At 34.9% G+C, this 14030-nt stretch carries 10 protein-coding genes; 5 read left to right on the forward strand and 5 right to left on the reverse strand.

Annotated features, from left to right (window positions below; all coding sequences use genetic code 11):
• Positions 1–78: 78 nt before the first annotated feature.
• The 4 genes from istA to CZ382_RS00210 all read right to left on the reverse strand — a co-directional run bounded on the left by istA (position 79) and on the right by CZ382_RS00210 (position 5826).
• Positions 79–867, reverse strand: a complete 789-nt coding sequence (gene istA / locus CZ382_RS00195; RefSeq protein ID WP_140392705.1) for an IS21 family transposase — start codon at positions 865–867, stop codon at positions 79–81.
• A 230-nt stretch (positions 868–1097) separates the two neighbouring features.
• Positions 1098–3068: a UvrD-helicase domain-containing protein gene (locus tag CZ382_RS00200; protein ID WP_088049262.1), complete on the reverse strand. Its 1971-nt coding sequence runs from the start codon at positions 3066–3068 to the stop codon at positions 1098–1100.
• A complete protein-coding gene (locus tag CZ382_RS00205; RefSeq protein WP_088049263.1) occupies positions 3068–4969 on the reverse strand; it encodes an ATP-dependent nuclease in 1902 nt (633 codons plus the stop codon). Before CZ382_RS00205 ends, CZ382_RS00200 begins: the two co-directional genes overlap by 1 nt.
• A 101-nt stretch (positions 4970–5070) precedes the next feature.
• Positions 5071–5826 carry a helix-turn-helix domain-containing protein gene (locus CZ382_RS00210; RefSeq protein ID WP_088049264.1) on the reverse strand — a complete coding sequence of 252 codons (756 nt, stop codon included), beginning with the start codon at positions 5824–5826 and terminating at the stop codon, positions 5071–5073.
• A gap of 167 nt (positions 5827–5993) precedes the next feature.
• Between CZ382_RS00210 and CZ382_RS00215 the strand changes: the two genes are divergently transcribed.
• From CZ382_RS00215 to CZ382_RS00225, 3 genes are read left to right on the forward strand one after another with little or no spacing between them, the layout of a single operon-like run.
• A complete protein-coding gene (locus CZ382_RS00215; RefSeq protein ID WP_088049265.1) occupies positions 5994–8006 on the forward strand; it encodes a type I restriction-modification system subunit M in 2013 nt (670 codons plus the stop codon).
• Positions 8003–9316: a restriction endonuclease subunit S gene (locus tag CZ382_RS00220; protein WP_088049266.1), complete on the forward strand. Its 1314-nt coding sequence runs from the start codon at positions 8003–8005 to the stop codon at positions 9314–9316. Before CZ382_RS00215 ends, CZ382_RS00220 begins: the two co-directional genes overlap by 4 nt.
• Entirely contained in the window at positions 9300–12251 is a 2952-nt protein-coding gene (locus CZ382_RS00225) for a type I restriction endonuclease subunit R (RefSeq protein WP_088049267.1), read from the forward strand. Before CZ382_RS00220 ends, CZ382_RS00225 begins: the two co-directional genes overlap by 17 nt.
• Before the next feature lie 96 nt (positions 12252–12347).
• On the opposite strand, the gene CZ382_RS00230 is transcribed toward CZ382_RS00225, so the two are convergent.
• Complete coding sequence (locus CZ382_RS00230) at positions 12348–13259, reverse strand: IS1634 family transposase (RefSeq protein WP_088049268.1); 912 nt, start codon at positions 13257–13259, stop codon at positions 12348–12350.
• 50 nt (positions 13260–13309) lie between these two features.
• Between CZ382_RS00230 and tnpA the strand changes: the two genes are divergently transcribed.
• Positions 13310–13636: an IS66 family insertion sequence element accessory protein TnpA gene (tnpA, locus tag CZ382_RS00235; RefSeq protein ID WP_088049269.1), complete on the forward strand. Its 327-nt coding sequence runs from the start codon at positions 13310–13312 to the stop codon at positions 13634–13636.
• Positions 13630–13986, forward strand: a complete 357-nt coding sequence (gene tnpB, locus CZ382_RS24700) for an IS66 family insertion sequence element accessory protein TnpB (RefSeq protein WP_088049270.1) — start codon at positions 13630–13632, stop codon at positions 13984–13986. Before tnpA ends, tnpB begins: the two co-directional genes overlap by 7 nt.
• Positions 13987–14030 lie beyond the last annotated feature (44 nt).

Genomic DNA, 14030 nt, shown 5'->3' on the forward strand with positions numbered 1-14030 from the left:
ACTTTGTGGTTTGAAATAGCACAATCATATACCGATGGTTATCCCGAAAATTATTAGGATACATGGCTGTTATTATCATCAATAGCAGCCGTAATTCGGGATAATAAAAACTTCGGGATAATCCTTTGGGTGACGAACTCTTGCCGGGATAATGGTCGTATTATAATGTTCCGCCATTTCTTGATAAATACGATTTATCGTAGGCTCACTCCGCGAGGCTTTCACAACACCTGTTTTCAAATTATCCGGTACAACAATTCTTGTAACCCCGCCATAAAATTGAAAAGCATGTATATGTGCTGTAATCCAATTTTCAGTTTCCATGGAAAGAAAGGCCTCTACATATGCATACTGGCTACATGGAAGGGCTGAAACAAATACATAAGCAGGAATGTTCTCACCAGTAATATTGTCTTTTATGGACATGGTTTGTCCTGCCCAATCCACTTCTAACAGTTCCCCCGGTTTGCGCTTGATTCGCATTGTTGCTTTCGTTTTAGCTGCATACGAATGATAAAATCGACAAAATTGCCGGTAGCTGTAGGGAATTTCATGGTTTGCCCTGCAGCTTAAGCAGTACTCATCCCATAAAAGGGAAAGCGTAACTCCACTTTTAGCTAATTCCTTATGGATATATTCGCAATCTGATTTTCTTCTGAAACTGGAACCGCTGTCTTTCTCTGGGTATAAAAGCTCCTGAAGTTCGGCATCCGACAAATTCTTCTCAAAAGGCCAAGAAATCCCATGAGCCCGCGCTCTTTTTAAAACATCGCTTATGGTATTTCTTGAGCTGGAACAGCTGGAAGCAATCCCCCTTTGACTTAACCCTTGGGCATGAAGCCGAAGGATTTCACGATATTTAATCACAAAAAAACCTCCTATAAAATGATTTGCACATCGAAGTGCAAGTTCATTATATAGGAGGTAGCTCAGTTCATGGCACAAGTGGCTCAAAATCATGTCACAGGTGGCTCTGAAATATGGCAAAGGTGGTATTATCTGATGTCTTTATGCAAATATCTTCTACATGAAGGTTTAATTAATAAGCATTGGGTATACATTGCCCAATGCTTATTAAAACTTACATAAATAAAGATTTATGTTTGTGATACAATTACTTGTTTTTCTTCTGCTTTATTTTCGAAGGGTTGAGCATCTACAATATTCCAACCCAGATCCACAAGATCCACTTCATGACCTTCTAATGCTTCTTCACGTATTGCTACGCATAACAAATGCGACGGGCGTGACATACCTACATATGCGAGTTTTAACATTTGTCCTTGTCTTTTCTTTGGTTTTGTATGATTTCCCTTTAGATAGTCTATAATCTTACCTTCATCAAATTCATAAGCGTAAGAAAAGGTTTCTAAATATAATGTAGCAGTATGCGTTTCTCCTTTGACACCATGTATAGTGTCGATATTAATAGGAACGTTATCCCCGTTTTCTAAAACATAAAGGTAATCTTTTTGTTTCTTGAAGTCCGCTACCATTTCCTGTTCTTCGGTTGAAATCTCTAAATTAATGGTAAAGAAATTAGATAGAGTTTCTTTTGCTACTGTTTCCTCGAAATGGGGTAAAAGTTCATTACATAAGAAATTTTTAAGGTCAGTTTCAATGTTAAGGCCGGAACTTATTTTTAATGTCCATTCTGTCATTAATTTTTCAATATGATTAAAGCCTTTTTGTGAATTATTATTGAGATAATCAATTAGGCTCTTTTCAGTAAAATAGCGAGATTCATTTTTTATATTTAGGTGCCGTAAAAAGTTGATAAAGCATTTAATGAATATATCTCTATAATTTTTTGCTGACGAAGAGTTTAGTTCGATTAAAAGACTTATATAGTCTTTAAAAGTTTTTGTTTTCTCAAAAGGAGACTTTTCTCTTTTTTTAAAATACGGATAGTAACTAGGAATTACTATTTTTTCGCTATCACTATTATGAGTTACTCTGCCTACAGCTTTAAATGTCCGATTACCTTCTTGTGCTAAACCATTCCTATCGATTAATTTTCCAAAGGTAGGAAGAACTCTTTGTATATTATCTTTATTAAACTTTATTATAGTTGGTTTAATACCACGAATGCTGTCATTTCCTTGTAAATTTTGTGGGCTAACACAGATTGTTTTGATTGAATTTGCGATAGATTGCGAGAACCTTAGACTATTTTCCAATGAAAGGGGTTCTCCTTGAATAAAGTTGTCGACATCATTTGAACCATTATCCTCATATATTGCTTGATTACGATCACCATAGAATTGGGTAACAACCTTATCAGAATCAAATAGACTCTGGATAACTAGTTGTTGGTCATTTGATGTGTCCTGCATTTCATCTATAAATAAATACTTAAATCTTGCCGAGAATAATGTTTTAACTTCCGGAAATTTTTTAATATATTCCTGTGCAAGAACGAATGCTTCTTGAAAAGTTAGAATCCCTCGTTTAAGTATTTCCTTTTTAAGAGTTGATAATATCTTGTATGTTTCAGTTTTCTCACTATAAACCTGTTTTAGTGGTCTATTACCCCACATCAGAGTTAATTGTCTTTCATGATTTTCTAGACGTAATAAAGAGTGAACTGGAGAGTGGACCGCTCTCTTAAGAATCGGTACTCTATACCTTCTAAGAATTTTTGCGAATTCCTTGGAAAATTCATTTTTGTAAAATTCATCATCAATGATTTGGATATCCTTTTTGAAAAAGTATTGGTATGCAGGGATCGCTAAATACCTATTTACAAAAGATTGAATTGTCGAGAAATTATTTGGATAATTGAATAGTCTAGAATTACGATTACCTATTTTATCTTTGATTTCATCGATAGCAACGTTTGTATGTGTGAGAACACATATGCCTTGATTATTATCCAGTGGTAACTTTCTTTCAAAAATTAATAACTTTGCTAAAAGAGCAGTTGTTTTACCGCTACCCGGACACGCAATGACATCTTTGGATGTTAAGCATTTAATAACATTCCTTCTTTGGTCATCGAAACTTGAACCATTTGGAAGTAATATTTCTTCAGCCCAATTAATATCCTCATCAGTAATTTGATACATTACTCTTTCACCTCACTAACACCTGCAGCATATTTAATTGCATTAACAAGATATTCTAATAAAGGTTCTGAAAGTAATTTTGCTCTTATTGAATTAGGGTTCTTTTTAAACTTCGTTAGTAGAATATCAGAAAGGCATTGTGCAATAATTGCTTTAGATACTTTATCGCTTTCTTTTGTAACGATATTCTCATAAATTTCATAAGCAATACGTTCAGATGAGTAATTTTTTTCCTCGTTGTCTTTCATATATTTCTTTATGGCTTCTTCCACATTTTCTTTCTTGTTATCAGTAAGCCCTACAGTATCACTGTTTTGTATTTTCTTAGCCCATAATACCGCTCTGAGTACGTCCTCTTGAAAAGAACTCCTTGCAAAGTCATGTTCTAAAGTCCATATTGGCGAAATGAATGCTTTTACGTTTTGATTATTTAGTCTAACTGTTATCCTTTTTCTTTTTTCATCAGCAGCCTCTTGGGGAGGGTTGATTAATTTGTCTTGGTTGTCTATTTCTGGTTTTAAATCCAAATCTGTTATACATGAAACGGGTATATTTATAGTTCCATTTTCAGGATTCGATCTTATAAATATTCTTGAGTATCGTAGAAACGCTGTACTACCCACATTAAGAACAGTAATACCGTTCTTAGATAATGGGATTCCTATTATTTTAGCAATCGTCGGAATTAATATATTCTCTGCATCCCCTTCAACCATAATAACCCCTTGTGCAAAAAATAAATCTGCTTTTGTAGAATCCAAGAATCTTTCTAAAAACAAATAATCCCCTTTTAAAAGCCCGGTTTCAATTGGGTTTAGAGAGAACACTTTGTCGTTTTGGCATATAAACATAGTTTCTAGTGGTATTTTTGAAGCTAGTGATGTGCTATGGGTGGTAAGTATAATTTGTATATCACTCTCGTCTGACCGTTTTTGCAGGTAATCAATTAGCCTCATTTGTGCTTGTGTATGTAAATGTGCTTCAATCTCCTCAATAAGAGCCAGTTTAAGCCCTTCGTATTCTTTTTGTTGAAGAAAGAGTAATTCCGTTGCAATAAATAATATATTGTGCGAGCCTAAACCGGGTTTTGCGTCTTCGAGATTTAATTGCAGCCGCTCTAAAATGCTTTTTAACTTTATATCAGAAATGTTGAATCGGGACTTTAATGTATTTCTATTACTTGAGAAATTTTCGAGATATTCATTTATATCTTTTAGTATCTGTGCACCGGTTTCTTCTTCGGTATTATGATCTTGAACAGGCTCATCTCCTGCTTCTTCCTCAATAAAATAGTTCATTATCCTAGCGTTAGCATCCTTAATTGCATTCACTAATTCATGTTCCTCTTCATTTTCGAATGCTGAATGATTGATAAGCACCTGAGAAAGCCTCGAGTTTCTTCTTGAGGTCATTTCTATCTCTGCATCTCTAAGTGGCTTGAGAAAGGTGGTTTTTAATAGGTTTCTAGCCTCACCGTTCAAATACTTTCCTGTATCAATTCCTCCAGCTGTTATATCATGGTATACTTTCTTATCCTTTCTCTTGGCGGAAAAAACAACTTTTAGGCTGTATGTTGGTGTCTCTTCATCTTTTTCAATGTGTAGCCACTCTAAAAAGTGTTTTGCTTCTTCAATAGTAAATCCTCTAAATACACATACAATCTCAATCTCATTAGCCCGTTCCTCTTCATTAACCCCTTTTGCTAAATGGAAATCCTCTGTATTTAATCTGATATAATCATTACTGTGTGTATTAAGTACAAATTTTATGGCTTCAACTATAGTGCTTTTTCCAGAATCATTTTCTCCAACAAGTACGTTTAGATGTTTATTTAATTTTAGATTAAGCCCTGGATTTCCGTATTTACGGAAGTTTTTTATAGAAAGTTCCGACAAGTACATTTAATCACGCTCCTAAATACAAAATATAATTTACAGAAGGCGTATAAAAATAACAGTGTTGAATTGTTAAGCAAAACAAAAAATGAATACTATGATCCTATCTAATTGTATGTACTTTCCTCTAATCGCTTAAGAGCCTTCTCATATGCTAAATTTCTTTCATTCTCTTCCCAATCCAATCTTTGTAAAATTCTTTGCCAATAGATATTTCCTTCTTCGGCATAAGAATTGGCAGTTTCTCTCCAGAGAAAAGCCTCTGCCTCTTCTAATACAACAAGAAAACGACTATGTATCTTTAGGTGGGGCATGCCATCTTCTTTTATCAATGAATAGATTGTAGCTGGACTAGTTCTGAAATAATTTGCAGCCTCTTTGATAGTTAACACAGTTCTTCCGTAATATTTTTCTTTATCTTTTTTTGTTTGGCTTAATATCTCTTTAGAAAAATCTTCAAGTTCTTCTCTAATAATCTTTCTTACTGCTTCATCTATCATAACAGGGTCCTCCTTTTTTGCCTGAAGTTTCTCGATCTCAGATTGAACTTTTTCAACGTCCCAGTTACTATCTGGGTCACTCCAACCATACTCTTTATAATCTCTTATAGTCTGAGTGATTTCTTTCTCAACAAATAATAGTTTTGATTTCACCCTTAGATGTGGCATTGCTCTACGATATGTTAGTTGTCTAAGTGTATAGATTCCGATTCCAGTCAATGATGAAATTTCTTTGATAGTTAAATATTCCTTCCTCTCTGTACTACCTTTAGGCTCCTTATAGTTTGTAAGTATTTGGGATATTTCCTCAGTAACAATACTCTCAATAAGTCCTTCAAAAGAGTTACTTGGATACTTATCCAACTTAAATCCTCCTTCCAGAAAGTATTACTTATTTTAAAGACAGAATATCATATAGACACATCTATTACATTAATAACCATAGTATTGATGTTCTATATTAAATGGGTTAGAGAATTTGCTAGAATTATAGTACAATTGAATTGGAATGAAATTAGGAGGAAAGTCTAATGAATAATATCAATATTAATCAAATTATTAGTTATATCTGGGGCATCGCTGATGATTATTTAAGGGATGTCTTAGTTCGAGGGAAATATAGAGATGTAATACTCCCAATGACAGTTATAAGAAGGATAGATGCCCTTCTTGAACCAACAAAAGGGGAAGTAGAAAAGGTACATCAATTCTTAAATGAAAAAGGAATGGTAAACCAAGATGCTGCACTACAAAAAGCATCTGGTTATGTATTCTATAATACATCTAAATTCACGTTACGTAGATTACTAGATGAACCTAGTCAAATTCGTGAAAACTTTGAAACATATATTGCTGGATTTAGTCCTAATGTACGTGAGATTGTTCAAAAGTTTAAATTTCATAATCAACTAGAAACACTTGAAGAAGCAAATGTATTGTTTAAACTAATTGAAAGATATACTGATCCAGATTTAAAGCTAGAGAATCTAACCAATCTTGATATGGGTTACGTTTTTGAGGAACTAATTAGGAAATTCAATGAAGAAAACAATGAAGAAGCTGGGGAACACTTTACCCCTCGTGATGTAGTAGCATTGATGACACATTTAATGTTCGAACCTATTGCAGATAAAATTGAGAGTTCAGATTATCTTATCTATGACGGAGCATGTGGGACAGGTGGAATGCTAACAGAGTCACAGAACTTTTTAAAGGAACTAGCCGCTAATAAAGGTAAAAAGATAAATCTTGGTTTGTACGGCCAAGAGGTTCAGCCAGAAACCTACGCAATATGTAAGTCCGATATGATGATCAAAGGAAATAGTCCAGAAAATATTAAATATGGGTCGACATTGTCCAACGATCATTTTCCTGATATGAAATTTGACTTTATGATAATGAATCCACCGTATGGCAAGAGCTGGAAGGTTGATAAGGATGCTTTGACTGATCCTATATCTAAAAATATAGAGGATCCACGTTTTGAGATGGGGGTTCCAAGAGCAAATGATGGACAATTGTTATTTATGGTAAATATGCTTTCAAAAATGAAAGAAAGTACTGAAATGGGTAGTAGAATAGCTACAATTCATAACGGTTCTGCACTATTTACCGGGGATGCCGGTCAAGGAGAGAGTGAAATCCGTAAATGGATTATTGAGAATGATTATTTAGAAGCTATAATCGCACTACCTGAAAATATGTTCTACAACACTGACATATCAACTTATATCTGGATATTAACAAATAGGAAACCTGCTCATAGGAAAGGAAAAATACAACTTATAGATGCAACATCACTTTATCTTAAAATGAAAAAGAGTTTAGGTAAAAAGAGTTATGAACTAACAGATGAACACATTAAGCGAATAACTGAAATCTATACTAGTTTTGAGAATGAAGGAAAATCTAAATTATTTAATAATGAAGATTTCGGTCTAAACAAAATAGTTGTAGAGCAACCCTTACGTTTATCTATTGAAGTTACACCAATTCGAATAAATGAGTTTAAAAAAGCAGTGACAGATAATAGTAAGAAGTTTAGAAAAATAGTTAACAAAGAAGAAGAAATTCTTGATATTCTAAACGATATTTTAAATGGAAATATAAGCATGGATTACAATTATGTTTCAAAAACCTTTATTGAACAAGCAAAAAAAAGAGAATATAAGTTTACAAAAAATGAAGTAAAGCAAGTACTTGAATTCTTTAGTGACCGTGATGAGAATGCAGAGAAGGTGATTAAAAAGAAAAGTAAGAATAGTGTTGAGTATGAGCCAGATACAGAATTGCGTGATTTCGAATATGTTCCCTTAAGCGAAGATATAGATACTTACTTTGAAAGGGAGGTATTACCTTTTAAACATGATGCTTGGATAGATTACAGTAAAACGGTTAAGGGTTATGAAATTATATTTACGAAGCACTTCTATAATTACGATAAATTAAGAGAATTAGACGAGATAATTAGGGACCTTCATGAAATTGAGGAGAATTCAAAAGGGTTATTACATCTTATTAAAAGAGAGGTGCAACCAGATTGAATTATACAAAAGAAAGAAAAATGAAGGAATCGGGTAGCAAATGGGTTAAATATATACCATCTCACTGGAAAGTGGTAAAGGGTAAGTATTTGTTTAAATTAATGAATCATTCCGTTAGAGAACAGGATGATATAGTGACTGCATTTAGGGATGGCCAAGTGACATTAAGAAAAAATCGTAGAACTGATGGATTTACTAATTCTATAAAAGAGTCTGGCTATCAAGGCGTTAGAAAAGGTGAACTGGTAATCCATGCGATGGATGCTTTTGCTGGTGCAATTGGAGTTTCGGATTCAGATGGTAAATGTACTCCTGTATACTCGATTTGTAGACCTAAATACAACGTTAATCCTTATTATTTTAGTTATCTACTTAGAGAAGTAGCAAGATCAGGCTATCTTATTTCCATTGCAAGAGGAATAAGAAAGAGATCAACCGACTTTCGATTTAATGAATTTGCAAACCTAAGATTACTTTGTCCACCAATAGAAGAACAAAATATAATAGTAAGTTTCTTGGACGAAAAAGTATCTAAAATTGAATCATATATTAATATTAAGGAAAAGCAAATTAAATTATTAGAGGAGTTAAAGAAAACCAATATAAATTCTTTAGTATTAAAAGGAGTATATAAAAATAGAGAGTTTATTGATTCTGGTATGGATTGGCTTGGGAAAATACCCAAAGATTGGGAAGTAAGTAAATTAAAAGCTATTTTAAAGGTAAAACATGTCAAAAACTGCCCTGATAAGAATTTACTATCAATTTATAGAGAATATGGGGTGATTCCAAAAGATTCTAGAAATGATAACCATAACGTTGAATCAGATGATTTGAGTTCATATAAGTATGTAGAGAAAGGTAATTTAGTTATTAATAAAATGAAGGCATGGCAAGGGTCTTTAGCAATATCAGAATATGAGGGAATAATTAGTCCAGCCTATATAATTTGTAATGTTAGTTCTGATAAGGTTTATAACAAATATTTACATTACTTATTACGTTCAAAAGCTTATATAAGGGCTTATAAGAGGTTATCATATGGTGTAAGGACAGGCCAGTGGGATATGAGATTTCACGATTTTAAAAATTTACCATTGTTATTGCCTGAGATAAAAGAACAGAAAGAGATTGTAAATAAAATTGAGGGGGTTTCCGCAAGCATAAATAATTTAATAGAAAGTTATCAAGTAGAAATTGAGAGCATTAAAGAATATAAAAACACATTAATTTCAAAAGTGGTAACAGGAAATTTAAATGTTTCTGAGCTTAATTCAAAAGGAAGTGATATACATGGCTTCTTACAGTAATATGTCTGAACAAGGAATTGAAGAGGGTATAGAGCATTATCTAAATGAAAATGGATATGTTACTCGTAACTATATGGACTATGATGCACACTATTGTATAGATAAGGAACTGTTAATCCAGTTCCTTAAAACTACCCAAAGCGATGTACTTGAGATCCTTAGGAATCGTCATGGTGCTTATTTTGAACAACGGTTTTTTAAAAGGATTAGTGATCAAATAAAGAAAAAAGGTATTGTCAAAGTACTACGTGATGGTTTCCGAGATGGTGATCTTAAAATAAGGATGTACTATAAAAAACCTTCTTCAGATATATTGAACGAGAAATCAGTCCAAAACTTTCAGTACAATATTTTTTCTGTAATGCGTCAAGTACACTATTCTGAACTAACACCAAATAAATCCCTTGATATGGTTCTATTTATAAATGGATTACCAATCGTAACAATGGAATTAAAAAACACATTAACTAGGCAATCGTTTGTGGATGCAATTAGACAGTATAGAACTGATAGAGATCCAAAAGAAGAATTATTTAAATTAGGTCGATGTCTCGTTCACTTTGCTGTTGATGACCAAGAGGTTTATATGACGACGGAATTAAAGGGAGATAATACAACATTCTTGCCTTTTAATAAAGGACACAACTTTGGAAAGGGCAATCCTCCTAATCCCAACGGTTTAAAGACAGATTATCTTTGGAAAAATATCCTTGAAAAGAATAGTATGGCGAATATCATTGAACGGTTTTCACAATTGGTAGAAGAGGAAGATGAAGATACCAAGAAGGTAACTAGAAAGCAGATTTTCCCGCGTTATCATCAATTAGAGGTCGTTAGAAAGTTATTAAACAAAGTTAAGGAAGATGGGCCCGGACATAGATATCTAATACAACATAGTGCAGGTTCAGGTAAAAGTAATTCTATAACATGGCTAGCGCATCAATTAACTGAATATAAAGATCTCAATGGAGAGAAGAATATATTTGATAGTGTGATTGTTGTAACAGATAGGAAAATACTAGATAAACAGATACGTGACAACATCAAACAGTTTTCACATGTGGATGGTGTAATGGCAGCAGCAACAAGAAGTAGTGAGTTAAAATCATTTCTCGAATCAGGCAAAAAAATCATAGTCACTACCATTCAAAAATTCCCCTATGTTGTTCAGGATATCGGAGAATTAAAAAGTTATAACTTTGCAATAATCATTGATGAAGCACATTCCTCACAAGGTGGTAATACAGCTGGTAAAATGAATGCGGCTTTATCAAAGGAAGATGTTTTATTAGATGAGGAAATAACCCTTGAAGATAAAATAAATGAATTTGTAGCAAGCCAACGTATGCCTCAAAATGTAAGTTATTTTGCATTTACGGCAACACCAAAAAATAAAACGTTGGAAATTTTCGGTGACGTACAACCAGATGACACTTATGCTGCATTTCATAATTACAGTATGAAACAAGCTATCGAAGAGGAATTTATTCTAGATGTTCTTAAGAATTATACCACTTATGAAAGTTTTTATAAACTCTACAAAAAAATAGAAGATGATCCTAAATTCGATAGTAGCCGTGCAAGAGGAAAAATGAGAACGTTTGTGGAAACAAATGAATTAACCATTGCTAAAAAGGCAGATATCATGATAGATCATTTTTTAGATAAGGTATATCGAAAGAGAAAGATAAATGGAAAAGCAAAAGCGATGATTGTTACACGTTCAGTTATTAGTGCCATACGTTATAAACAAGCTTTTGATCGAATATTAAAAGAGAGAAAGATAGATATTAAAGCACTTGTGGCCTTTGAGGGAAGCAGAACCATTGATGGAAAATCTTATGATGAATCATCAATGAATGGTTTTCCGGGTGATAATATACGGAAAGAATTTAAAAAAGATAAATATCGGTTCTTAATTGTTGCAGAAAAGTTCCAAACAGGGTTCGACCAGCCGCTTCTACACACCATGTATGTAGATAAGATACTTAATAATGTTAGAGCCGTACAGACGCTTTCTAGACTGAACAGGGCATATAAACCATATAAGACTGAGACCTTTGTGCTGGACTTTGCAAATACTGCACAGGAGATTAAAGAAGCCTTTGATCCGTTTTATAAAACCACCGTGTTGAGCGAAGGGACAGATCCTAATAGATTAAATGATATATATGATGATATAGTAGAAATGCAGGTTTTTTCTGAGGAAGAAATTTTGCAGGTAATTGATAAATATCTGGACGGGGAAAGTAGAGAAATTATCGATCCATTATTAGAGGCAATGGTTGAACGCTTCAAACAACTTCCATATGATGATCAAGTGAAATTTAAATCTAAAGCAAGAGCATTTCAACGTGCGTATTCTTTCTTATCACAAATCTTGCCTTATAACCAACAGGACTGGACTGCTTTAGCAACCACAGTCAAATATTTACTACCAAAACTACCAAAACTCTCTGATGATGATTTATCAGAAGGGATTTTGGAAGCAATAGATATAGATAGTTACCGTGTAGACCAAAAAGAGATGCAAAGCATTACTTTAGAAGGAAATACCGAATTGGACCCCGCTTCAACAGGTGGGGCAAGTGTCATAAAAGACCCACAGTTAGAGTATTTAAGTGAAATTGTTCGGGATTTTAATGATAAGTTTGGTAAAGACTTGACCGAAAATGATTCTATTCGAAAATTTATGATGGAAGAGCTTCCACAAAAAGTAGTGGAAAAAGAAGAGTACCAGAACACGAAAAACCACTCGGATCGTCAAAATGCCAAGATTGCTTTCAAACGAATTATGCAGGAAGTATTCCAAGATTATATGTTTGATCAGTTTGATATGTATCAGAAGTTTACTGAGAATGAAGAATTCCGAGAATGGTATACAGATAAGATGTTTGAAATGGATTATCGGTTTGATGGGAATAGTCCATCATAAAAAAACTGCCCTAGCGTGAGTTTCCTACTCAAGAACAGAAAAACCTGCTTAAACCCTTGGCATATAAGGGATACCAAGCACCCTGGCGTGTATATACTAAATGTCCTTTTTCGCCAGGGTGTGGTATAAATTATCCAATTCTACATCCATGTCTTCCAACTGCTCTTCTTTTTGTGGCTTTCCTTTTAGATCACGAACTGTCCAAATCTCAGCTAAGCGAACTTCACTCAATCGATCCAGTAGCGTCTCCACATTCATTCGGTATCCGGCTTCTTTTGCCTGCTTCCACAATAACTGGGAAAGTAGGAGACCGATAAGACAGATAAAGGTATGTACCTTGATTTTTTGGTCAGTCCAGTGGAACTGCGGAGTGACCGCATGATGAAAGGGGTTCTTCAAATGCTTGAATACTTGTTCTACATGATGTTGGCCTTGATAAGCTGCGATGATCTCCGCATCGGTCCATTCGTTTCTGCTCGTCGTGATGATCCGTTTGCCAAAGTAAACCTGTGTTAGCCACTGATATGCTAATAAATCACAAGTCCAATCCAGATCAAACCGACCATTTCCCTTTTCATGCAGGGTCACCTTCAGAATGCGGTCACACTGCTCCCCTTTTAAAATGCCGTTAATTTCCCGTTCGAGTGCTTCCTTTTTTCGTTTATGAGCCCGCGGGTTGTTCAACTTGTCCTTGAGCTCCTGTAATTGCTGCTGTTTTTTGTCCAGGGCTTGATGCAAGCCACGGGTTTGTCCCTCGCGCAATCGTTCACTCACATAAAGGACCAACGTCCGATTCTTGCCCCATACCTCTTTTTCTATACGATAACAGGATACTTCCTTCTCTCCCACCTCAACGGGGGTATACTCCGAAAAAGGAATGTTGACCAAATCCTCATGATAGGCAGGAGATAACGATGCCACATAAGGAACTTCGGAGGTGTCCAATTCGGTAAAGTTCTTCTTTGTATTGCTTCCGTAAGCGTCAAGTACTACCCACCTATGATTCATGAGCTTATCATGCGATAATCTCCTTAGAAATTAATTCGGGAGGTTTTGCAATGACCCAAGCAGACAAAAGAATAGAATGGAAAGCGCGGTTTGATGCCTGGAAAGCAAGTGGGTTAAGTGTGGCCGAGTGGTGTCGTAAACAAGGTGTAAAAGATCATCAAATGTATTATTGGATACAGAAATTTGAGTACGATACTCCAAAAAAGGAAACATCGGAAACGCAATGGCTGACGGTCAAAGTTGATGAACCGATCAATGTCACTACTGGACAGGAGCCTGTATTCATTCATTTCGGGGCTATTTCCGTTGAGGTACGTCCAGGAGCTAATATGGCCGTATTATCCGATGTTGTCCATGTGCTACAAAATCAATGTTAACGAATGCACCAATTGAACGGGTCTACTTAGCTCGCGGAAGTACGGATCTCCGAAAGTCTATAGATGGTTTGGCCGTTATCGTAAAGGAATGCTTTGATCTCGACCCTTTTTCTCCCAGCGTCTTCGTATTCTGTAATCGAAAACGCGATAAGCTCAAAATTCTTCAATGGGAACATAACGGGTTTTGGTTGCATTACCGTCGGTTGGAACGCGGAACATTCCGGTGGCCATCTGAAAAGGATTCCGGCGCCGTGCGTATTAACCCACGGCAGTTACGCTGGTTGTTGGACGGGTTACCACTCGAACAAAAGCAGGCACATCATGAAGTAAAAGCGCGTACCATCCTATAAATAAAGTGAAATATGGGAAAATGGGAATTCGACTAGGCAAGCCG

The organism is Virgibacillus dakarensis (genome assembly GCF_900155625.1).
Classification (GTDB): Bacteria; Bacillota; Bacilli; order Bacillales; family Amphibacillaceae; genus Lentibacillus_C; species Lentibacillus_C populi.

What these genes read in the sequence shown, in the direction of transcription:
- tnpB (WP_088049270.1), top strand. Translation starts at nt 13,630, where the DNA reads ATGTTAACGAATGCACCAATTGAACGGGTCTACTTAGCTCGCGGAAGT.
- tnpA (WP_088049269.1), top strand. Translation starts at nt 13,310, where the DNA reads ATGACCCAAGCAGACAAAAGAATAGAATGGAAAGCGCGGTTTGATGCC.
- CZ382_RS00215 (WP_088049265.1), top strand. Translation starts at nt 5,994, where the DNA reads ATGAATAATATCAATATTAATCAAATTATTAGTTATATCTGGGGCATC.
- CZ382_RS00230 (WP_088049268.1), bottom strand. Translation starts at nt 13,259, where the DNA reads ATGAATCATAGGTGGGTAGTACTTGACGCTTACGGAAGCAATACAAAG.
- CZ382_RS00225 (WP_088049267.1), top strand. Translation starts at nt 9,300, where the DNA reads ATGGCTTCTTACAGTAATATGTCTGAACAAGGAATTGAAGAGGGTATA.
- CZ382_RS00200 (WP_088049262.1), bottom strand. Translation starts at nt 3,068, where the DNA reads ATGTATCAAATTACTGATGAGGATATTAATTGGGCTGAAGAAATATTA.
- CZ382_RS00205 (WP_088049263.1), bottom strand. Translation starts at nt 4,969, where the DNA reads ATGTACTTGTCGGAACTTTCTATAAAAAACTTCCGTAAATACGGAAAT.